The organism is Leuconostoc kimchii IMSNU 11154, assembly GCF_000092505.1.
Lineage (GTDB): Bacteria > Bacillota > Bacilli > Lactobacillales > Lactobacillaceae > Leuconostoc > Leuconostoc kimchii.
The window spans coordinates 1-21,924 of the sequence record NC_014133.1 but is presented as its reverse complement, the minus strand read 5'-3'; the positions used below and the strand labels follow the sequence as shown (position 1 = coordinate 21,924).

Sequence of the window (21,924 nt, the reverse complement as noted above, 5' to 3'; positions counted from 1 at the left end):
ATGGCGTTTTTTTATTAATGAACGTAGTTATTCAAACTTGTAACTAATTTTTTAATTTCGTCACGAACCTTACGGAATTCTTGTAGTTGTTCTTCTAAAGTTCCTGTGGCTTGCGCTGGGTCAGATAAAGGCCAGTGTAAACTCTTGGTTTGAGGGGGAAGCATAGGACATTTATCCTTGGCATCACCACATAAAGTAATAACTAAATCTGAAGTGTTCAAATAATTTAGATCAATTAATTTAGAGTAGTGGCTACTAATATCTACTCCATCTTCAGCCATAACTTTAACAGCATTTAGATTTAACCCATGAGTTTCAATCCCTGCACTCTCGATTTGAAACTCATTTGCCGGCAATATTTTTTTTGCATATCCTTCAGCCATTTGACTGCGACAAGAATTTCCTGTACATAAAAAATAAATTTTTTTCATTCTAAACCACCTATAATTTTAATTTGTATAACACCATAAACTTAAATGCAATGCTTCCATCAACATAGGTGTATAAGTATCAAGGTCTTCTATGTAATAATAGGCCCTAAACAAACATCTTTTGTAAAAAGCCTTTTTTCTGTTCTTTCAACAAATCTAACTTACGTTGATGAAGATCGATAGTGTTGTCTAACTGTTTGAAGAATGAACCGATCTTTTCTTGTTCCGAAATAGTAGGTACGAATATTTTTATCTGATAAAAAGAATCTATTTCTAAATTACGTCTTACAACACTTGCTCCTTGAGTAGATGAGTTCTTATACTCTTCTAACATTTTTTGCGTACGTAATTGTGGATTTATAAATGAGCTATCTATATTTATGAATTCAAATGTTTTGTAGCTAGGAGATACTAGACCTTTGCCTATGTTATTAATGTTAATATTACCCAACCATAAATTTTGTGGAGACAAAACCAAATCTCCATTTTTTATGATCTTATATCCCAAATTAGAGGTTCCTGAAACACGTCCCTCACGAAATTCCATTCCCGAGTTTGTACTTGATAGGACCTTATGTTCATCTTCGATTTTAGACTTGATACTAAATTCTTTGAGTAAATCCCCCAACTTGCGCTCTTCCCAATCGTCAGCAAACCCTGCAAATCGCAATTCAGGAACTTTTTCACCATTTTTAGGAAACATTTTTTGCAAGAAACCTTTTTTCTGTTCTTTCAACAAATCTAACTTACGTTGATGAAGATCGATAGTGTTGTCTAACTGTTTGAAGAATGAACCGATCTTTTCTTGTTCCGAAATAGTAGGTACGAATATTTTTATCTGATAAAAAGAATCTATTTCTAAATTACGTCTTACAACACTTGCTCCTTGAGTAGATGAGTTCTTATACTCTTCTAACATTTTTTGCGTACGTAATTGTGGATTTATAAATGAGCTATCTATATTTATGAATTCAAATGTTTTGTAGCTAGGAGATACTAGACCTTTGCCTATGTTATTAATGTTAATATTACCCAACCATAAATTTTGTGGAGACAAAACCAAATCTCCATTTTTTATGATCTTATATCCCAAATTAGAGGTTCCTGAAACACGTCCCTCACGAAATTCCATTCCCGAGTTTGTACTTGATAGGACCTTATGTTCATCTTCGATTTTAGACTTGATACTAAATTCTTTGAGTAAATCCCCCAACTTGCGCTCTTCCCAAGTATCACTATAACCATTAAATCGAATTTGCGGCACTTTATTACTCATGCTTGCCTCCAAATAATTGCTTAGCTGATGCGATAATCGCCTGGCTATCTTCTGTGACTGCTAAATCACTAATCATCGCTAATAAGTCAGATTCACTTTGCGCAATGTCACGATTAACATCAACGAGATCCTGGCTAACAGCCACCAAATCAACTGCCTCTTCTTCTTCGAACGTGTCCACATAACGTGGAATGTTGAGGTTAAAGTCATTTTCCTTAATCTCTTCAAAGCTGGCCACGTGCGCATACTTAGCAACGTCTTCACGCTTTAAGAACGTCTCCACAATTAAGTCCACGTCTTCTTGGCGCAACTTGTTATTATTCTTCTGCTTTTCAAAGCCCTTTGAAGCATCAATAAAAAGCACATCATCAGTCGTCCGGTTCTTTTCCAAAATCATAATAATGGTTGGAATCCCCGTATTCGTAAAGATCTTTTCGGGCAACCCAATCACCGCTGAAATATTGCGATTTTCGAGTAATGCTTGGCGAATACGACCTTCTGCCGCACCACGGAACAACACCCCGTGTGGCAAAACAATCGCCATCCGGCCATCTTGCTTCAAGTGATACAAACCATGTTGTAAGAACGCAAAGTCAGCCTTTGACTTAGGCGCAATCCCTGACTTAAAACGCGGGTCATCTTCTCGGTTATCGTTATCCCACTTAAGTGAGTAAGGGGGGTTCGCCATCACGGCGTCAAACATACGCGGGCTATCAACCCCACTTTGCACCCCATCCGGCCAGTCTGAACTCAAGGTATCTGCATTATGGATATGGATATCGTTATACTCCACCCCGTGCATCATCAAGTTAATTCGGCCCAAGTTATAGGTGGTCGTGATAACTTCTTGCCCATAGTACTTAATGGCCCCACGAACACCATCATTCTGCATGTATGAAGCAGTCGTCAAAAGCAATGATCCTGACCCCATGGCTGGGTCATAGAGGCTGTACGTTGGCATATCTTCACGACCAGCCGTTAGGATTCGCGCCATAATATCTGACACTTGGTGCGGCGTATAGAACTCCCCAGCCTTAGCGCCAGAATTAGCCGCAAACATCCCAATCAAGTATTCGTATAGATCACCCAACACATCCGCGTCTTCATCCAACTCGATTTGGTCAATCAAACTAATCCAATCCATCAAGGTCTTCGTGCGCGTTTGCGTATTGCTACCAAGACGGCTTGAAGTCAAATCCATGTCGTCAAAGATGCCTTCAAAAGTAGCCTTGGCCCCTTGTTGAATGCCTTGGTTAAAGTGCACTAACGCATCTGCCACGTTGGTAATGTTGAATTGATCCACGTTAATGGCTGCTTGCCAGTCACTAAAGAGTTCGCCTGGTTGAATCACATACCCTAACTTGGTTTGCATAAAAGCCGCGGCCTTTTCAGGATTCTGTTCCCAGACTGAGGCCCAAGTTTCGCCACGCAATTGCTGATCCAGCCATGTTTGCGCCTTTTCAGATAGAAACTTATAAAACATCAACCCGAAAATATAGTTCTTATATTCAGAAGGTTCAATCTTACCGCGGGTCTCGTTCAATGTTTTCCAAATTAATGCTTGTTTATCTGCTGTTAATGCCATGTTTAGCCCTTTTCTATGATGAGTAATTTATTTTTTGGTGATTTTAGCAAAGTAGTTCAGTAGTGACTCTTCAAAGTCAGCTAGCTCAAAGAAGCCAATGTCCAAGCGACTCTCTAAGTCTTGTAAATATTGATTCAGCGCCGTGTTATCAACTAATGGAATGCCGGGGCGGTATAGCTCGTAAGCTGCTAGAATATCGTTGCCATTGTAATCATGGTCGGCTGCCCATTTGTAAATTTTTAAGTCTTGTTGCGCAGTGCGGATCGCCTTACGGACTGACTTGAGGGTTTCAGTTGTAAAAGGCTCCGTATACTCCCCTTGTTCGATACCATCTAAGACTTGTCCAATCTCTTCACGATTATCTTGATCTAAGGGCTGTACATGCTCTTCAACGGCTGCACGGTTGGCAAAACTGACTTCATCCATATACGCATTCAATAAATCGACTAGTTTATCGTAATCAATAATTTCATTCGCAAAGGATTGCAACACCAGCTTGATATTCGTTAAATCAACTTGCTTGTCAGCTGGTAAGACTTCATTCACATCGTTCATGCGTGCTTGCAATGAGCTGAGCTGCGTTGCACTCTCAATGCCTAGCGTGATAGGTCCTTCTGGTCCATCAACAGAGTTCCCCAAGACATATCCTTGTTGCACTAATTGTTGCACCTGCGAGTTGACTTGAGCCGCTGTCACGGCAAACTCGACTTGTTCTTTTTCAGAACGCGGCATCTGTGAAAAATCATCGGCTGCTAACTGCTGCAAACGCTTGATTTGGGGGTTCAAGTCGATAATTTTATCAGCTGCCTTAGGCGCCAAAATTCCTTCATCAAACAACTCTTTTTGTTCCTGATCATCCGGGGTATTACCCGCATCCGCTAAGGTATCATTCCCACCCTTTGTATAGATAACCAACGCATCCTTCACTTTTTCTTCCATGACCGCACCTTGACGATAAAAACGCACTTTGCCATGAGGCTTAGCTGTCTTATCAATCGTCCGATTAGTGCGGGACATCGCTTGAATCAAGGGGCCTTCACCCAAAATCTTATCCATGTAGATGATATTAACGAATTTTGAATCAAATCCTGTTAATAATTGATCTGACACAATAATCAAGTCCAATCGATCGGCATCATTACCCTTGTTATAAGGTTTCTTACGGGCAATGCGCTTGGTCATATCATTGAGGTACGCCCGTTGTGGATCCTTGTCCTCTAAGAAATTACGTGTGCCGTAGAACGTCATGTAGTCTTGCATCGCTTGCTTTAAAGCAGCTTGTAAATCTGACGCCCCCGTCCCATTGGCTTCATCGCGAGAATACGTCATAGCCACCCGTAATTCAGGTGCTAGTTGCTTAAAGAGACTGTAGTAAGAAGCAACGGCTTGCTTACCTGATACGGCTAACATACCTTGGAACTGATTAGGCTCACGGACCCCCATGTTAATTGGTCCGCTAGCATTCGTAGCCCAATTACGCTGAATATCTGCCACAACCGCTTGGCGGAATGGCAGACTGGCATATACTTCTTTTTCCAGTTCCTTTTCAGTTAAACCACTATCCATATCGTGTTCAAAATCAGTCTCATAATACGTCACATCAAACCCAAGGACGTTACCGTCACCAATAGCGTCCTTAATCGTATACCGGTGTAAACGCGGCCCGAAAATATCATAGGTTGAAATATCCTTAGAGGTTTTCACGTCATGGACTTCATCGCTATAAAAATTAGGCGTCCCTGTAAACCCAAACCAAGTGGTTTTGGGTAACGCTTGTTTAATTCGGCTGACGGCATCACCACTGGCTGATCGGTGGGCCTCATCCATTAAAATAACCATCCGCCTATTAGAGGCCAGACCTGATTTAATGGCCTTATCCAAGCCTTGTACTGTAATCAAATAAATATGGGCCGTATTGTCGTGCTTAAGCGCACGCTTTAGTTCACTCCCATTCACCACTTGAATCCGATTTTCAAAGGTCTTATAGGCAAATGACTTAAAGTTTTCATAGGTCTGATTGACTAAGTCAACCCGATCCACAATAAACAAAACATCTTCAACCCTTGGTCGTGAAGCCAGTAGTTGCGCCACTTTAAATGACGTGACCGTTTTACCAGAACCAGTGGTGTGCCAAACGTAGCCCCCTTCTTTTTCAATCACATCATTTTGATCCATTTCGCGCATACGATCTAAAATCTGACGTGTGGCTTGAATCTGATACGAGCGCATGACCATTAAGTTATCATTGGCTGCATCCGGAATCATATTCACAGTTACTAAGCGGTGTAAAGCTGGAATACCCATCACCTCATGAATAAAGGTCATCGTATTTGTGACATCCTTACCGGCATCATCACGCCAGCCAAAGGCGAAATCACGGTTATAAGAGTCGCTACTCTTTGGTCGTGCAAAATAGTGCGCTGAATTTTGCGACAAGACAAACTGCACTTGAACAAAAGAAAAGAGTCCCGTGTACATGCCGTCACCGTCATACTTTTGGAATTGCTCAAATGCATTCCATTGGTTTTGCAAGGACTCATCTTTTTCTTCAATGTGGGCCACAGGTAGCCCGTTAATCAGCAACATGATATCAATTCGACGCTTAGAGCTTAGACTCGTTGCTAAATCCGTAAACGTAATTTGGTTAACGACTTCATAACGCGAACGCCCCCCAGCCACTTCATCACCATAGAATATTTCAAGTTCTAGCTGCGTCCCATCATCACGATTCAACGGTACGGTCCCAACACCACCCGCACCCGCCAACATGAGTTGCGCATCATACGGCGTTTTATTCTTCGTTAGTTCCAACTTCACTTGTTCAAACTCATTATCAGATAACGGCGTATCTTCTAGTCGTTTACGATTGTTGGCATTCAGAATATCTCGCCAGTGATCATATAACCGATCAACTGTTACACCAGAATAATCTGTGAGATATTCCCAACCTTCACTCTTTAGCTTGTCAATTAAAGCTTGTTCAAATTTATCTTCCGCCATTTAACTAGTCTTCTTTTCTTTTTTAGTTGTAACTATTTACCAAAGCGCCACCACTTTTTAGGTTTAGGTTGTGACTCCGGGGTGCTATTTTCAGGTTCCGGTTGTTTGTCTGACGTCACTTCTTTTTCACCATCATCATGCGGTGCCATCGTTAAGGCTTTCAAGTCCTTAATTTCTGCCTTATATTCTTCGAGCAGTTGTTTGTCCTGTAAGGCTAGCCGTTGTTGCTGGTCTAGTAAGTTTTGCATTTGAGCTATTTGCGAATCTTTATTTTCTAGTTGCTTATCCTTAACTGCTAATTGTTTATCTCTATTTTTCTTAACTTCATCAAGTTCACTAATTAAATAGTTGTGGATATCCCACTTTGTCTCTTTGTCTGTTTGTTTGTCATTTGTCTGTTTATTTGTCTTGTTTTTGTTTGTCTGTTTGTCGACCTTAGACCTTATAAAATGCTGTTCTTCTAAAGATAAAACAACTATACCTTTGTCGTTTGTTTGCCTTGTTTTGTTTGTCAGCGACTTTATATGATATTGTATCGCCTGTTTTGAAACACCTAACTCCTCAGCAAGTTCTCGAATTGTTTTTAAATTTTCACTCATGATCTATATCCTGCCTTTTAACGATTGGTAGATACTGTTCAATCGATTTTTTAAGATACTTAGCAATATTCTTTTTCGAATAGTCATCTTGTTTGTCTCTGATATAGGCTAAGTGTTCTTTCACGCCCTTTAAACCACGTAACTCTTTTAATTCGTCATAAAGTGGATAAACATTTTTCTGTAACCCTGACAAAATAGTCGTATCCGTTAAATCAATATATGACAATAAAAACTGCTCCATAAGTAACTTTGTATAGGGACTTTTTATTGCCTTAACAGTCAACATATCTTCTGTTTCTTCTTGAAGGATCTTGCCCTCGATATAAACGGGATCGTCTAGCTTGTAACTACTATCATCTGCAACTTGTTTTTTAGTAATGTGAAAGACAATACTATCAATGCTGCGTCCTTTTTTGACTTTTTCGTATGTAACTTGAAGCGAAGTATGCTCTGTTATTTCGTCCAAAGGATTTTTCAATATCCATTTATCAAAATTTCTAAAATCCTGATACTCATCTATCGTATCCGTCATTTCTCGTAAGTCTCGTATACTCATTTCAGGATTACGGTAACTTTGAACTTGCTCTTCTCTTCTGCCGCCTTTAACACTGTAGTGCTCATACTGGTTGTAATTCATTGATAGCCAACGATACAAAACAATCGCATACTTGCTATTCAATTCAGAAATTTCTGACAAAGCATGTTGCGTAAAATTTGTTTTGAGATTAATTAAATAGGGCATGATTTCGGGACTAAATCGAATTAATACCTCATCATGATAATCCGTCCATTCTACATAAGGAATTGGCACAATGCTCACAAACTTAAACCCTTTATCTTGCTCTTTTTTAATCTGAAAAAAAGCTTGTTTCTGCATTTTTTCAATCGCCTCTTTAAAGCGACTATGCTTATCGTTATCATCAACCTTAAAGAAAGCAAATAACTCTTGCTTTGATAAATAAACCGTCTGATCCTCTGGTGGATTATCTGTATCAATTAAGGACACCGCTAGTTCAAACATTTTAAGTGGTGTTTTGTCCATTTTGGCGATGGATGTAATCAAACTATTATGTTCAACGACTTTTCTTTTTGATAATTCATTCAAGGTCTGTACCTGCCTTGTCTTTGATTCTTCTGGTATAATGGTCATATAAATACACTCCTTTGGGTGTGTTGTTGGATAAGCATAAAGAAAAACTTTTTGTCGGGGATTTCTTTATGCTTTTTATTATATCATTTATAGTGTAGTTTTTTCTAAAAAAACTACACGTATACACAGTTTTTTCTACACGTATACACAGTTTTTTCTACACGTATACACAGTTTTTTCTACACGTATCTAGCTTTAAAGTACTGATAAAGCTCACTTTACACCCGCGCAAAAGAACAAAAGATTAAAATATAAAAGATAAACTTATAATAGGCTGCGCCTTTTTATTGAACCCATAAAAAACAAAACAAAAAGACCCCATAGTACGTCAATTTTGTACGTGGGGTTCTTTTTTGAATGAATTTAAATGACATATCACTTGTTATCTAATATGATTGCCACTTATTAAGCCGATAGAGCCATTCAAAATTGGTTAATACTTATTTATACGTTGCGTGTTTAAAAACGCTTATACGGGCAAATAAGCCGTTTTAACGTTAGAGACTTGGTCCTTTAAACAGATCACGCGTTAATTCAATGATTCGATTAATTAATGCTTTAACCTGTTCGATACCGCGATCCAATCTAGTTGGCGCTATTTGCGTATCTGGATCTGCTCTAGCTGTCGTAAGTGTTTTTAACCAGGACTGGGCTACTTTTTTATTTTGAGTGAGTTCTTCATGATCCAGCTTATAAAGAACATACCGGGCCTCCACATCAGTATGCGATAACTTGTCGACACCATAATCATTTTTAAGCATGTCTCGCATGGCATAATCCAGCTGTTGCTGTTCTCGCTGCCGCTTCTGCAGCGCTTGATGCGTTTCTTTCAGGTTTTGATAGTCTGCTTGAACGTCAGCCAATTGCGCTTTGACTTGGCCTAACGTTTGCTTGAGTTCTTCTGTCTCATGCTTGCTTTGTAAGGTGGCTTTCTTCATCGTGGCTAACACACTTTTAAAGCGATCTAAGTCATCAGGTTTAAGCACCGTCTTACCAAAGAGGTTTTTAGATAAGTCTTGTTTAAAGGCATCAATTTGTTTTTCGGCTAAGTCTACTTCCGTTAAGGCTTGATCCGTGATTTTAAGTACGGCCTGTTTCGCACGAATGTTGTCTTCAATATCGGCTAGTTCCGTTTTTAAGGCATTAAACTGATCATTGTATTTTTTGATTTCAGCGACATTCTCAAACGGTAAGGTTTTGTTATTTAAAATCCCGTGTTCATAAAAGGGCAGCTCCTTTTTTAAATGCTGATCTAAATCATCGTGGAAAGTTTGCAGATCATGTCGCGTGAGCACTTCTTTAGCGGATACTTTATAACGCGCTTTTTTATCATCAAAAACCACTGGTACAAAGGCATAGTGCAAGTGAGGGTTTGTCTCGTCATAATGCACCACCGCGGCCACGGCATTTTCTTGACCATAACGTTCATTAAGAAAATTGGTGGTTGCTTCAAAAAAAGCGCTCTGTTGCTCGTAGGGCGCTTCTGCGAGTTCTTCAGGTAAAGTGACTACCCAAGTCGCCAATGCCTTCACGTCGTCTCTTCTCATGCAATAAACGTCATTTAAACGCTCATTGAAGCGTGAAAGCATATCTGAACCATCTTCCATGAGATCTTGATTCAGATAGGTTTTCGACACATCAATTTCTTTGTTAGTGTGATGGTCGGTTTTACGTTCAAAATGGACCGCTAAACCAGGGACTGCGCCACGCGTATTTTTCTTTAAATGCGCCATCAAAAATGCCTACTCGAAAAAGGTTTTCCAAGACCAGTATAACACCGTTAAAAATCTGGTATAGCCTGTTATACCAAAATTCTATTTTGGACAGGCTCTGCGAGGCGAGTCATCGACAAGCGCTGACAGTAGCGTTTCCCCTTCCTACTGGGGAAACTGCTATTTTACAGCGCCTATTATCCGGCTAGAAAAACCTCCGGCGGGTCACGCCGTGACGGGGCAATTTATCATTGCAGGATCACTTTCAGCGGGAGCATGTCATGCAGAACGCTACCCGCGCGGGGCAAGCTGATGTCAGCTTAACCACATAATAAAATAGCTTGACTTCAATTAAAAGGTTTTTCATTAAAGGTTTCAGCTTCTAAAGGAATTTTACCTGAATTTCCGTTTGATACTAGAAATTCGCTTGCATTAGCTACAATGTCTTGATTTTGTTTTTCAATTTGAGCATTTGAAAAATTAGCAGTGGAAAAATCTAGCTGTGCAGTCTCTTTATAGTATCTATTAGTATCTAAGTTATTAGTATTATATAGATTGTGTGTGATTTTCACACTTCCGCTATTATCAAGGGTTTCAGCGTTTTGATTTGTTGCTGTGTCTGGAAGTGTGAAAATCACACTTCCGCTATTATCAACGTTTTCTGGAAGTGTGATTTTCACATTTCCGCTTGTATCAACGTTTGAGCTATTTACTTGCTTATAAACATCTGTGGCTTCAACTTCTAAATCAGCAAGGTAAAGTCTGCGTTTAATTACAGTTGTATTCAATTAGTCTAACCAAAATCAATTTGATCTAACATGGTTTCCCGACTCGCTTGGTCTAAGCCAAGGTAAGTTAACGTCATAGCTTCACTAGAATGATTCAGTAAGTGCATGACTAAGCCAATGTTGTAATTTGACTGTGTATGGACACGATAAGCGCCGGTTTTACGCATGGTATGTGTGCCGAGATAGTTTATCCCTAATAGATCACCAACGCGTGCCATGACCTTATAAAACTGCTTCTCAGTGATGTGACGGTCTGGGTGGGCTGTTGAGGGAAATAACCAATCCGAATTGATATTTTCTTGGACTAGCCAATCATGATACTGCAGTAAGTCTTGTTGAACTGGCTTTAAATATAACGTGTTTGCTTTACCGGTCTTTTTATCATGAATAAAGGCCGTGTGTTTAACAGAACCGTCTGGATTATAGACATCTGATTTTTTTAAGGTCATGACATCACTCACCCGCAGTAGGGTGGCTTTACCAACTTGAAAGATGGTGTAGTTACGCCGACCCGCCCGAAAACTATCTAGTAAAGTATCTTGTACCATCTTTAAGACGTTGGAATCTTTGATGGGTAGGACAATTTGTTGCACCATGTTTTACCTATTCCTCACTTTACTTAATAAAATTTCTTTATCCTTAGGATCATTTAAAGCGTGAATCTTTGCATGACAATTAGGACAGACGGCAATACAATTTTCAATTGTATCTTCTCCACCATCTGATAAATAATTTATATGATGGGCATGCAAAAATGGCTGATTATATTTATCTAAAAATGGAGCTAATTGTTCACAAAGAGAACAATATCCATTAGCAATGTGTTTAACGTAGTTAGCAATGTAAGGACTCCTCTCAAAGGAAATAGTATTCACAAATCTTGAACTAGCCTTGTCATTAGGATTATTTTTATGGAATTCATGGTTGGAACGACTAATTTCTTGGGCCATTTCAGCTAATTTTGATTGTGGCAATTTTTGCAAATGTTTATCTTGCTGAATTGTATGACTCTGGATAATGGATAGTGGTAATTCCCCATTGCCGTTCTTTATCGTAAGAGGGAATTTATAAACTAATCTGTAATTATGATTAGCATCTAACTCACTCACTTTGTACGGATTATTTGACAAATAAACTATTCCTCTGTAAATATATTCACGGCTAACAAATGACTCAAACAGATGGATCGTGATGTTATCTTGATTAGCTTCAACTATTTTCTTATTGTTTCTGGTTAACGCTTGGTCACCTTCTTTTCCTTGACCCGTATAATGCAACGTGTCTTTTTCCCAAGAATCTTGATAAGGCACATCTTTCTGATTAACACTCTGATGAAAAGAAAATATAACTAGACTCCGTGTTTTAGTTGAAAATCTGATACCACCAGAATTAGATACCCTGAAGATCTCCATTATTTGGGCATTACTATATACATCACCAGTTATTAAAAGATTGTTTTTGTCCATACTTTTGCATCCTTTTTTGGGGTTATTATAACATTAAAATAAAAAGAAGCCCCCATTATCTAATCATTAGATAATGGGGGTTGTTTTAATAGACTTTGTTAGGGGCAATTGATAGTATAGCCCCCGCTTAGATAAGCATGTTGAACATTTATATTCACTGGTGAAGAAAAGAGATAAATATTGGTCTCGCTATATTAGTATTTATATGACTTCTTTTCATTATCTGATTTACATAACATTTGATTATTCGTATTCAAAGTTAGGGTATCCATATGATAACGCCAAAATTGAAAGTTTTAACTCTCTATTAAAGCGTGAAATGATTTATCAATTCCGTTTTCCATCGATTGCTCATCTAATTTTAGATGTGTCCAAATATATTCAATGGTTCAACGACGAAAGAATCAGTCTCGCCAATCGAAACATGAAAGTAGCCTAATCAGTTCAGCCCTAGATAAAAAATAGTCCGATTTATTAACTTATGAGCACATTTGTATTTTATGATTAAATATACAAAAATTATTATACACTACGTTTTTTGAAAATCAGATATGCAATACCATACACCAGTGCAATGTAGATTAAATAAGCTACAATTACCCCATTTTGTGATATGTGCATCGCTTGTTTCAATATGTTTGGTGACAACATTCCTATGTTAGACATACCGAGATAAATATTAAATGGATTCCATTTTAGAAACGGCGCTAAATCAATTAATTTTAATGAAATAGCACTTAATATTGGTGTTGCCACAATCATCACAACACCTAATCCAATTGCTGCTCCAGAACTTTTAACTAAATTCGTAATCATCAACACTAACGCAGCCACAAATATCATTTGGATGGCTGTATCAAGCATGCCAATACCCATAGTTTGCCAGCTATTACCTGTATACCCGAGAGATTTACTGAAATCATAATTTGGTATAAACAAAGCAACCGCTAAGACAGTCCCAATAAATGCTGTGACAAACAAACCAATATAGACACTCAAGTTCAACAACAGCTTACTTACAAAGACACTGCCGCGACTAAAGCGACGTGATAACAATGGTCGAATAGTGCCAAAGCCAAATTCTTGGGATACTGATAAAGCAGTAATAATAATACCGGCCATTTGTACGTACAGTAGTGCTTGGCCCAAATTAATTACTGATGCCATAGTTCTTTGTGATTTAAAAATACCAATAATAGCTATCGGAAAAGCGAAGCTCAAAATTAACCAAATATATAATTTATTTTGCTTAAAAGCTTTATAATACTCTTGTTTCATCAATGTTAACACGACTTATTCCCCCTTATCGTCTGCTGCCAACATATCCAACAACGACTTTTCCAAATTCCCAGTGATGGTATTAAGTGTTAAAATTTTAAGATTAGCTCGATTAATCGCTGAAATAACTTCTTGCAAACTTTCCGCCCCAGTAATTTGCAGATCCCCATCATCAATACTTGCCTGCCAATTATGCTCTTGAACAACTAGCAATGCTGCCTCATTGTCATTAGTATCAACTGTCCAGCGCACTTTATCGTGGCTAAAGAAATTAGACATCGTGTCTTTTTCGATAATTTTGCCATGATTAATAATCACAACATCATCAACCAATTTTTGCAATTCATCTAACAAATGACTTGATATCAAGAATGCTGTGCCTTCATCAGCCAAAGAGCGAATTAATTCACGCAAATCATGAACTGATTGTGGATCTAATCCGTTCATTGGTTCATCTAAAATGACCAGTTTTGGATTTCTAATCAGCGCAATTGCAATACCAAGACGTTGTTTCATCCCCAATGAAAAGTTTTTGGCCTTTCGTTTTCCAAAGTTATCGCCATCGATTTGTGTTTTATGCATGAGCATTTTAAAATCTGCAGGTGAAGTTGTATCCATTGCATACAACTTCAAATGTTCTAAGGCTGTCAAATTAGGATAAATTGACGGATACTCAATCAAATTACCAATTTTATCCAATGCTTGATGATTACTAAACGTCACAGGTTGTCCATCAAACGAAATTGTACCTGATGAATAACTCATTAATCCAGTAATCGCACGCATTGTCGTTGACTTTCCAGCACCGTTGGGTCCAATTAATCCAACAATGTGGCCGGCTTCAACATCAAAACTAACTTGATCCATTGCGGTACGTGCCCCATATTTTTTGCTAACGTTTTTTACTTCTAATAATGCCATTATGCTTTCTTTCATTATCTAAAAAAAATATATTCTAAAAACGGACCGCTCCTATTCGGTCCGTATAATAAAGAATAGATGTAATTTTTAAATTATTTTTATCACAGTTTTCGAATTGTACTAACGGTGTCTCATCTCAATTCGGTACTGTCACGTTTATTTTATTCAAAATTGTTATGAGCTTTTTGTTTAAGCAAGAAATGAATATAGTATTTATTAGTCAAATAAGAACAACTTTTTGTGAAAAAAATAAAGTGACGCCCTTAAATATCGAAAGTCGGCCCATATGATAACAATAGTATTTAAGAAGAGGTTTCAAATTAATTGTGACCTCTACATACAATTTTTATTACATTAAATATCAATTTTATTTACGAGATTGTCTCTCAAATAAAATGACGGTTGCAATACCTACAACAATCACCAATAGCCATGGCCACAAAATAATTTTTTTCGTTTTTGTTGGTGATGCTTTTTTAGTAGTTTTCTTACTAACAGACACATGAGGCACTACTTTGACTGGTAGTTTTTTTGATGATGAAGACGCTTGCGAGGATGTACTCGAAGCAGATTGTGACGATGATGTTGATGAGCTGCCCGTTGATTCAGATGTCGCATTAGTTGAACTCGCTGATGACGACGCAGGCTCTTTATCCTCGCCAATTTTAGGAAGACTGCTCGTATCAAAAACCACACCATAACCATAATAGTGGTTGTAACGAATTGCTTGAATGTTGACGTTCATGTGACCATCCAAGCGCGTATCCAAATTGGTCGCTGTGAACTGGTACTGATAATAATCGGTATTGCCTTGCGTTGTCCTTGAAATTGCCGGCGTTTGACCATTAAAATCAGTCACAGATACAGGGAAAAGACCCAAATCATGTGTCGTTTTGATCGTCATAATGACCACATAATGATCCCCATCAATCGCAACCGTTGCAGGCTTTTGAAAGTATTGATCAGCCACCGATGTTTCTGTTGTGCCATCCTTGACGACCCTAAAAGGCACTGAATAAGTGTCTGCAGATACTGTTTGGGTAAGAGTCATGAATCCTAATAGTAAACTAACGCAAGTTAGCATAAACCATTGAAATCGTCGCATTAACGCAAAACCTTCTTAAGCCAAATACCCAAAGCCAAGACACCTGAAACTAACGCTGCCAAAAGTGGTGCAGTTGTCATCTCGTTAGTAGCTGTGTTAGTAGCTGCTGTGTTAGGCAATTTTGATGTACTTGATAATTGTGCTGTCAAGGGCACGTCGTGACCAGTGGCTTGGTTAGGCGACACATAATTGTTTGGCAGGTTACTTGGGTTGCTTGGGTTATCTGACATTGACCCCGATGGTATTCGTTCAAGATTTCCTAACTTTAGGTCAACCGGTTGCGTCTCATTAAATGGCAACGTGCCAAGCATCGTCTCCACATGTATTGTTGACTTGAGTGTCTTACCCAATTCAGAAGTTGGTAAAACAATAACAACACTTTGTCCACTTTTCACCGCAGAAACACCGTCTATAACCCAGGTTTTAACCATGTTAATGGTTGCCATATCCTTAAACGTCAATGTAATTGTTGCCTGACCATCTTTAATGACGATATAGGCGGTTGGTGATACCATTGATGCCATCATTGAATCATCTGTTGTACCAGATTTGTACAATTTAGCTGTCGCCGTGTAAGTACCATTTTGCGAGTTTTTGGTAGCTTCTTGTTCTACTTTAGCTTTAGCTGCTTGTTTCGCTTTTTCTGCTGCCGCCTTGTCTGCTGCTGCTTTCTCTGCTGCCGCTTTGTCCGCCGCTGCCTTGTCTGCCGCTGCTTTCTCTGCTGCTGCTTTGTCCGCCGCTGCCTTGTCTGCCGCTGCTTTCTCTGCTGCCGCCTTATCTGCTGCTGCTTTCTCTGCTGCCGCCTTATCTACTGCTGCTTTCTCTGCTGCCGCTTTGTCCGCCGCTGCCTTGTCTGCCGCTGCTTTCTCTGCTGCTGCCTGCTCGGCGGCAACTTCATCTGGGTCACGTGCTACCAATTTCAAATCCGTTACAGTCAGGTCAACTGGTTGAGTTTCAGAAAACGGCACTGACCCAATCATTGTCTCTATGTGTATCTTGGATTGCAAAGTCTTACTCAGGTCCACCACAGGTATTGCAACAGTGAAAGTTTGCCCACTCTGCGTCGCTTCAACACCATCAATTGCCCACGATTTCACCATGTTGGCGTTACTCAATTCACCAAAAGTGAATGTAATAGTGGCCGTTTGATTTTTAATTGTCACATCTGCCTGACTATTAACCATACTACTCATCATTGAGGAAACAGCGGTTCCTGACTTATATAGGGCGGCGGTGGCGGTGTAAGTCCCGTTTTGGTAATTTGAGGTTGCTGCTGTTGTGACCGTTGTTACGCCAGTTGTGTCCGCTGCGACGGAAACGTCCCCGTTCAACAGCACCACTCCCGAAACGGCTATCGTTCCCGCTAACATTAAAACTTTATTTTTCTTCATCATATCCTCCAAATTACGATACTTATCACGCGATAAGCGTTCTTGTGCACAAAAAAAGCGCAGCTTGCACTACGTATCTTCTACCATAACTGAATTATATTACAATGGGCTCAGAAGTCAATAAGCTGACCAATATCTCTTTGATTAGCTAGGCCTGACTCGCACAAATCTTCGATTGCAAAAATTCACGTACTAATTATCCTTAACCATGGCTTGAATAACCATCCACACGCTAACGCTCGCATTCTCAGAATCATCGAACAATATGTCAAAATCAATAGTTAAAAAAACAATAATGTTGGCATAAACAACCTTTTAGCTCCCCTTCTGCTGTGTCGCCCACTGGATTATTGTACACTCAATTCCCCTTGATCGTACTGCGGTAGTTCGGTTAATCATATTCTTTAGGAAAACCATTATTTTCACCAATGACCAGCTGTGGTTAACCAGCGCGTCAATTGTTTTATTGTGAAGATGAGATATAGGTCCACCGTCACATAGACACTTTAATTTTCTTCATACTTTGAGTCCATGTGCCAATTTTAACCTCATTTTACGAGCGTTACCTCCACCAATAGAAGCTTTTTTCTCACTAAATTGGACTAAAACAAAATGCCCGTATATGAATACTTCGTAGAATCATCACTCAAAATTAATAAATACTTTCGACTGTGATCAGCCGTTAAAAACTTGTTACCGAAATGGTTATTAATGTACTGCCCTATTAATGATAGTAAAGCGAAAACACACGATTGACAATCATTGCGAAGATTTTTTCTAAGTCGTTGTGTTTAATTGGCGATGATATTTCACCTTATGAGACTAACTATGGCGAGTATGATAAACCATAAAAGCGCCAAAATTGTTGTCACCATAGTTGCTTTTGAAAACAATAATATCAAAAATACAAATAGCAAAAATGAAATAGGGCGCTGATGTCAAGATTGAGCTGTTTTCTGGTTTTTTGTAAGTTTTTCATGATCTAGTTTATAAAGAACATACCGGGCCTTTACATCAGTATGGGATAGTTTGTCGACACCCTAATCATTTTTAAGCATGTCTCGCATAGCATAATCCAGCTGTTGCTGTTCTCGTTGCCGCTGCTGAAGCGCTTGATGCGTTTCTTTTAGGTTTTGATAATCAGATTGGATGTCAGCTAATTGCGCGTTGACTTGGCCTAACGTTTGCTTGAGTTCTTCTGTCTCATGCTGGCTTTGTAGAGTAGCTTTCTTCATCGTGGCTACCACATTTTTAAAGCGATCTAAGTCATCAGGTTTAAGCACCGTCTTACCAAAGAGGTTTTTAGATAAGGCTTGTTTAAAATCATCAATTTGTTTTTCGGCTAAGTCAACTTCCGTTAAGGCTTGCTCCGTGATTTTAAGTACGGCCTGTTTAGCCCTAATATTTTCTTCAACGTCAGCTAGTTCGTTTTTTAAGGCGTTAAACTGATCGTTATATTTTTTGATTTCAGCGACATTCTCAAACGGTAAGGTTTTGTTATTTAAAATCCCTTGTTCATAAAATGGCAGCACCTTTTTTAAATGCTAATCTAAATCCTCATGAAATGTTTGTAGATCATGTCGCGTGAGCACTTCTTTAGCTGAGACTTTATAACGTGATTTTTTATTATCAAAAACAACGGGGACAAAGGCATAGTGCAAGTGAGGGGTTGTCTCGTCATAATGCACGACAGCGGCCACGGCATTTTCTTGACCATAACGTTCATTAAGAAAATTGGTGGTTGCTTCAAAAAAGGCGCTCTGTTGCTCGTAGGGCGCTTCTGCTATTTCTTCGGGTAAAGTGACTATCCAAGTCGCTAACGCCTTCACATCGTCTCTTTTCATGCAATAAACGTCATTTAAACGCGCATTGAAGCGTGAAAGCATATCAGAACCATCCGCCATGAGATCTTGATTCAGATAAGTTTTCGACACATCAATTTCTTTGTTCGTGTGATGGTCGGTTTTACGTTCAAAGTGAACCGCTAAACTAGGGACTGCGCCACGCGTATTTTTCTTTCAATGCGCCGTCAAAAATGCCTCCTCGAAAAAGGTTTTCCAAGACCAGTATAACACCGTTAAAAATCTGGTATAGCCTGTTATACCAAAATAATATTTTGGACAGGCTCTGCGAGGCACGTCATCGACAAGCGATGACAGTAGCGTTTCCCCTTCCTACTGGGGAAACTGCTATTTTACAGCGCCACTTATCCGGCTTGTAAAACCTCCGGCGGGTCACGCCGTGACAGGGCAATTTATCATTGCAGGATCACCTTCAGTGAGAGCATGTCATGCAGAACGCTACCCGCGTGGGGCAAGCTGCTGTCAGCTTAACCACAAAAAAATAAATTGGGATAGTATCGGTATCTATCTCAACTTATTCTGAGTGCGTATATATTCCTCATCGTAATCATCTCAATCAAAAATTATGATCAATCTTCAAGATAAGGAAATTTTAATTACAACTACAGCTATAGTTACACCTGTAGTTGTAGTTGTAATTAAAATATTTAACCAAAATCAATTTGATCTAACATAGTCTCACGACTAGCTTGATCCAGGCCAAGATAAGTAAGCGCCTGTTTTACGCATGGTGTGTGTGCCTAGCATAGTTGATACCTAATAGATCACCAACACGTGACAAGACCCGGGTCGTCGGAGCGTATTTCAGAAGCCGAAGGGTGCTCAAAATAGCATAACTGCTCAACTATACACATTCCAAAAAAGTCCCCCCCCCAGCAGCAAGTCACTCACCCATCACATCTTCCGCCAGACCTTCAGCATAATCAGCATCGCCACAATCAAGGCGACAGAAATCCCCAAAGTCAGCATCCAAGCATATTGCATCCCGGCTAACGGGAGTTTCACGTTCATCCCATAGAATCCGGTAATGATCGTTGGCACAGCCATGGTCAGTGACCAAATTGTCAAAAATTTCATTGTATCGTTCAGGTTGTTATTAGCAAGGCTGTTGAAGGTATGATCGATTCGGTCAACGACTTGGGTTTCAATCTCAAACATCCGTTGGACCTGTTCTCCTTCAATTTTCACGTCTTCGAATAAATCAATTTTATCTTGGTCAGCACCGACACCAAAATGGGTCTTTGGCAAACGATCGAGTTCACTGAGATTGATTTGGACCGCGCTGGATAAAAAGGTCAACGTCTGTTGCAGATATGAAAGTGAAACCAAGTCACTGTTCTTCGTCTTCCGGTTCAACATTTTATCCAAATAGTTGCGTTTCTTGGTAATGGCGCGAGAAATTGGGATAAAGCTGTCAACAACTGTAAACAGTGTTTCCAGAATAAATGCATCGACGCTCTTAACCTCGGGATTATCCAATGCCGAGTAAAGTGCCGTGTTGACTTCAGGTATGTCGCTTTGATTAAACGTGAATAAAACGCCCTTATGGAGCAACATGCCAAATGGCTGGGTAATGTATCTCAGCGCATCTTTGTCGAGGGCATACGGCGCCAGAAAGATGAATAATTGGTCGTCCTCATTGATATCATAAACATAATTAGTACTTTCATCATTATCAGTGACGTACTCAATAATATCTTCATCGATGCCATACTGATCTTCGAGGGTTGCCCGTTCTTCGGCATTGATTTGAATCGTTTCAATCCATTTGGTTCCATTGATTGTCTTTTCGGGTTTGATCATTTAGTAATTCCCCTGTTAGTTATTAACCTCTATTTTAGACTAAAAGAAAAGAAGCTGCAGACCAAAACAGTTTCAATAATCAATTAGCTGCTAAGCAAACTGAAATCCAACAGAAGATTCAAGAAATCGAACAGAAGATTCAAGAGGGAAAAGACAATGTTGCCAACAAGCAAAAAGAGGTCGATTATTTGAATAAGAAAGTATCTGACTTGAATAACCAATTAACCAACCAAAATCAGTCAACTGATGCAGATATGGCACAAGCTATCAAGGATGCACAAGACACTCGTGACAAGTCCGACCAAATCGTTAATCAATATGTGGAGAAATGATGATATGAAAATAGTTAGCTTACAGAGCTGCTCAGAAGTCAATAAATTGGACTATTTTTAGTATAAGAGCAGTTGGGATTGATTTGAGATTTTTGACCCAGCCCGTAACCGTTTGTACAGCCAAATGATATTCATTGGCCAGCGAATTAACAGAACGACCCTCGTTGTACAAGTCAACAATTGATGATTTAAATTCAGTTGAGTATCTCTTAGCTTTCATAATAAAAAAACCTATACTTGATTATCTCGGATTATGTCCTAGAAATAAAGCAATCCGGATTTTCAGTATACGAGCAAAATTTTTTATAGGTTAACCAAAATCAATTTGATCTAACATCGTTTCACGACTAGCTTGGTCTAACCCAAGATAAGTCAGTGTCATGGCTTCACTTGAGTGATTCAATAAATGCATGACTAAGCCAATGTTGTAGTTTGATTGTGTATAGACGCGATAAGCACCTGTTTTACGCATAGTGTGCGTGCCTAAATAGTTGATACCTAGTAGATCACCAACACGCGCCATCACTTTATAAAACTGTTTCTCGGTGATATGGCGATCATGATGGGCTGTCGAGGGGAATAACCACTCAGAATTGATATTTTCTTGGACCAGCCAATCATGATATTGCAACAAGTCTTGCTGAACAGGCTTTAAATATAACGTGTTTGCTTTACCGGTCTTTTTATCATGAATAAAGGCTGTATTTTTGACAGAGCCGTCTGGATTATAGACATCTGATTTTTTTAATGTCATGACATCACTCACACGTAGTAGCGTGGCCTTACCAACTTGAAAAACGGTGTAATTTCGGCGACCAGCACGGAAACTATCGAGAAGTGTATCTTGTACCATCTTTAAAACGTTGGAGTCTTTGATGGGTAGGACAATTTGTTGCACCATGATTCGTATATACCTTTCTGAAATTAAATAATTAAATAAATAATTAATTAATTAAATTGTTTATTTATTGATGACCAGGACCGTATTTCTAAACTTCTTTTATGGTTTATTATATCACTTAACAAAAAAACAGCCCCTATTATCTAACCGGTAGATAATGGGGGCTGTTTTAATAGTCTTTCCTAGGGGTCATTATCTAAATATAGCCCCTGAATGGAAGGGCATTTTAGTGAGTGCCTAGTCACATATCTAGCTCATAACCAAAGCCCTGGTATTTTCCTTAGAAGTCAATAAATTAATTGGACTGTTTTACTGCGGCACTAT

The 21,924-nt window shown here is 39.1% G+C and carries 19 protein-coding genes and 2 pseudogenes; 2 read left to right on the top strand and 19 right to left on the bottom strand.

What is annotated here, in order from left to right; all coding sequences use genetic code 11:
* Positions 1 to 14 precede the first annotated feature (14 nt).
* From arsC to LKI_RS00245, 10 genes are all read right to left on the bottom strand, one after another.
* The gene (arsC, locus tag LKI_RS00290; RefSeq protein WP_010276791.1) at positions 15 to 431 is read right to left on the bottom strand and encodes an arsenate reductase (thioredoxin); all 417 of its coding nucleotides are present in this window, start codon (positions 429 to 431) and stop codon (positions 15 to 17) included.
* Positions 432 to 537: 106 nt separating this feature from the next.
* On the bottom strand, positions 538 to 1,707 hold the full coding sequence (locus tag LKI_RS00285) for a restriction endonuclease subunit S (RefSeq protein WP_013102130.1): 1,170 nt from the start codon (positions 1,705 to 1,707) through the stop codon (positions 538 to 540).
* Positions 1,700 to 3,292, bottom strand: a complete 1,593-nt coding sequence (locus LKI_RS00280) for a type I restriction-modification system subunit M (RefSeq protein ID WP_013102129.1) — start codon at positions 3,290 to 3,292, stop codon at positions 1,700 to 1,702. The genes LKI_RS00285 and LKI_RS00280 overlap by 8 nt, the downstream gene beginning before the upstream one ends.
* 27 nt (positions 3,293 to 3,319) lie before the next feature.
* Positions 3,320 to 6,292 (bottom strand): type I restriction endonuclease subunit R, encoded by a 2,973-nt coding sequence (locus tag LKI_RS00275; RefSeq protein WP_013102128.1) that lies wholly within the window; start codon positions 6,290 to 6,292, stop codon positions 3,320 to 3,322.
* Positions 6,293 to 6,324: 32 nt separating this feature from the next.
* A complete protein-coding gene (locus LKI_RS00270; protein ID WP_013102127.1) occupies positions 6,325 to 6,891 on the bottom strand; it encodes a helix-turn-helix domain-containing protein in 567 nt (188 codons plus the stop codon).
* A complete protein-coding gene (locus LKI_RS00265; protein WP_013102126.1) occupies positions 6,884 to 8,041 on the bottom strand; it encodes a RepB family plasmid replication initiator protein in 1,158 nt (385 codons plus the stop codon). The genes LKI_RS00270 and LKI_RS00265 overlap by 8 nt, the downstream gene beginning before the upstream one ends.
* A 497-nt stretch (positions 8,042 to 8,538) precedes the next feature.
* Positions 8,539 to 9,774 carry a MobV family relaxase gene (gene mobV / locus LKI_RS00260; protein ID WP_013102125.1) on the bottom strand — a complete coding sequence of 412 codons (1,236 nt, stop codon included), beginning with the start codon at positions 9,772 to 9,774 and terminating at the stop codon, positions 8,539 to 8,541.
* A gap of 326 nt (positions 9,775 to 10,100) precedes the next feature.
* Entirely contained in the window at positions 10,101 to 10,541 is a 441-nt protein-coding gene (locus tag LKI_RS00255) for a hypothetical protein (protein WP_013102124.1), read from the bottom strand.
* Positions 10,542 to 10,546: 5 nt separating this feature from the next.
* The gene (locus tag LKI_RS00250; protein WP_013102123.1) at positions 10,547 to 11,137 is read right to left on the bottom strand and encodes a site-specific integrase; all 591 of its coding nucleotides are present in this window, start codon (positions 11,135 to 11,137) and stop codon (positions 10,547 to 10,549) included.
* A gap of 3 nt (positions 11,138 to 11,140) precedes the next feature.
* Positions 11,141 to 12,007, bottom strand: coding sequence for an HNH endonuclease (locus tag LKI_RS00245; protein WP_013102122.1), 867 nt, complete (start codon positions 12,005 to 12,007; stop codon positions 11,141 to 11,143).
* 205 nt (positions 12,008 to 12,212) lie between these two features.
* Between LKI_RS00245 and LKI_RS11220 the strand changes: the two genes are divergently transcribed.
* A complete protein-coding gene (locus LKI_RS11220) occupies positions 12,213 to 12,446 on the top strand; it encodes an integrase core domain-containing protein (RefSeq protein WP_148215503.1) in 234 nt (77 codons plus the stop codon).
* A gap of 83 nt (positions 12,447 to 12,529) precedes the next feature.
* Here LKI_RS11220 and LKI_RS00240 read toward each other — a convergent pair whose 3' ends face one another.
* From LKI_RS00240 to LKI_RS00210, 7 genes and pseudogenes are all read right to left on the bottom strand, one after another.
* The gene (locus LKI_RS00240; RefSeq protein ID WP_013102121.1) at positions 12,530 to 13,297 is read right to left on the bottom strand and encodes an ABC transporter permease; all 768 of its coding nucleotides are present in this window, start codon (positions 13,295 to 13,297) and stop codon (positions 12,530 to 12,532) included.
* Positions 13,298 to 13,300: 3 nt separating this feature from the next.
* Complete coding sequence (locus LKI_RS00235) at positions 13,301 to 14,206, bottom strand: ABC transporter ATP-binding protein (protein WP_041773468.1); 906 nt, start codon at positions 14,204 to 14,206, stop codon at positions 13,301 to 13,303.
* Between the two features lie 367 nt (positions 14,207 to 14,573).
* On the bottom strand, positions 14,574 to 15,257 hold the full coding sequence (locus LKI_RS00230) for an NEAT domain-containing protein (RefSeq protein ID WP_242651950.1): 684 nt from the start codon (positions 15,255 to 15,257) through the stop codon (positions 14,574 to 14,576).
* A gap of 53 nt (positions 15,258 to 15,310) precedes the next feature.
* A complete protein-coding gene (locus LKI_RS00225; RefSeq protein WP_013102118.1) occupies positions 15,311 to 16,702 on the bottom strand; it encodes an NEAT domain-containing protein in 1,392 nt (463 codons plus the stop codon).
* A 941-nt stretch (positions 16,703 to 17,643) separates the two neighbouring features.
* Positions 17,644 to 18,720: pseudogene (gene mobV, locus LKI_RS11195) on the bottom strand (MobV family relaxase); the annotation flags it as partial.
* Between the two features lie 491 nt (positions 18,721 to 19,211).
* Positions 19,212 to 19,351 (bottom strand): annotated as a pseudogene (locus tag LKI_RS11085) (site-specific integrase); the annotation flags it as partial.
* 107 nt (positions 19,352 to 19,458) lie between these two features.
* Positions 19,459 to 20,367 carry a magnesium transporter CorA family protein gene (locus LKI_RS00210; RefSeq protein ID WP_013102114.1) on the bottom strand — a complete coding sequence of 303 codons (909 nt, stop codon included), beginning with the start codon at positions 20,365 to 20,367 and terminating at the stop codon, positions 19,459 to 19,461.
* A gap of 188 nt (positions 20,368 to 20,555) precedes the next feature.
* On the opposite strand from LKI_RS00210, the gene LKI_RS10935 reads away from it, so the two are divergent.
* Complete coding sequence (locus LKI_RS10935) at positions 20,556 to 20,699, top strand: hypothetical protein (protein WP_013102113.1); 144 nt, start codon at positions 20,556 to 20,558, stop codon at positions 20,697 to 20,699.
* 31 nt (positions 20,700 to 20,730) lie between these two features.
* On the opposite strand, the gene LKI_RS00200 is transcribed toward LKI_RS10935, so the two are convergent.
* Both LKI_RS00200 and LKI_RS00195 read right to left on the bottom strand, forming a co-directional pair.
* Complete coding sequence (locus LKI_RS00200; protein WP_013102112.1) at positions 20,731 to 20,919, bottom strand: transposase; 189 nt, start codon at positions 20,917 to 20,919, stop codon at positions 20,731 to 20,733.
* A gap of 90 nt (positions 20,920 to 21,009) precedes the next feature.
* The gene (locus LKI_RS00195) at positions 21,010 to 21,600 is read right to left on the bottom strand and encodes a site-specific integrase (protein ID WP_013102111.1); all 591 of its coding nucleotides are present in this window, start codon (positions 21,598 to 21,600) and stop codon (positions 21,010 to 21,012) included.
* Positions 21,601 to 21,924 lie beyond the last annotated feature (324 nt).